The sequence below is a fragment of the Roseateles sp. P5_E1 genome (assembly GCF_054049335.1).
This window is the reverse complement of sequence record NZ_JBFUMN010000326.1, coordinates 1-590: the sequence shown is the minus strand read 5'-3', so window position 1 is coordinate 590 and position 590 is coordinate 1. Positions and strand designations below refer to the sequence as shown.

Here is a 590-nt window from a genome sequence, read left to right as displayed (position 1 = left end):
GACCACGGTAACCGTGGCGCCTGCATTGGCGCCCAATGCCTTGACCACCTGGCATTGCCAGCGGGCGATGTTCTGATCGATGGTCAATGCATCTCCGGCGACACGCGTACAGGCCGGGTCCGTGGCGGCCTTGCTGCCCGCAGCGAAGGTCGCATTGGTGTACCAGACCGACTGGAACCGATTACTGCGCATCAGCTCGGTGAGGTCGTAGGCGAGGTTTGTCGCCTGGGTCCGGTAGTTCGCGCTTTGCACGAAACGGACACTGGTGGTCTGCAGCATCGCAAAACCGAGCAGACCGAAGGCCAGGACGACAATGGCGATCAGTACCTCAAGCAGCGTAAAGCCGGCCTGACCGCGACCGGGAATGGATGAATGGCGACGCTTCATGGACAGGCTCCCTTGGCACTGCTGATCTGGCCGGAGACATTGACAGTCATCGTGCGCAGCAAAGGCTGGCTGCCGCATTGTTCTGGGCGCATCACCACAGCCTGATCCGCCGCGGCGCGACGGCGTCCACGCGCGTCGAAGCCGATCAGCGCGGTCGGACCGGTGACCACCATGCCGCGGCCGATCTTGTTGAATCGCAACAC

The 590-nt window shown here is 62.9% G+C and carries 2 protein-coding genes; both read right to left on the bottom strand.

Annotated features, from left to right (window positions below):
- Positions 1-387: type IV pilus modification protein PilV (pilV, locus tag ACXJKJ_RS31330; protein ID WP_457395536.1), on the bottom strand; the 387-nt coding region annotated here is incomplete at its 3' end.
- Positions 384-590, bottom strand: a 207-nt coding sequence (locus ACXJKJ_RS31325; RefSeq protein ID WP_457395533.1) for a hypothetical protein, incomplete at its 5' end; no start/stop codon positions are given. The genes pilV and ACXJKJ_RS31325, both read right to left, overlap by 4 nt.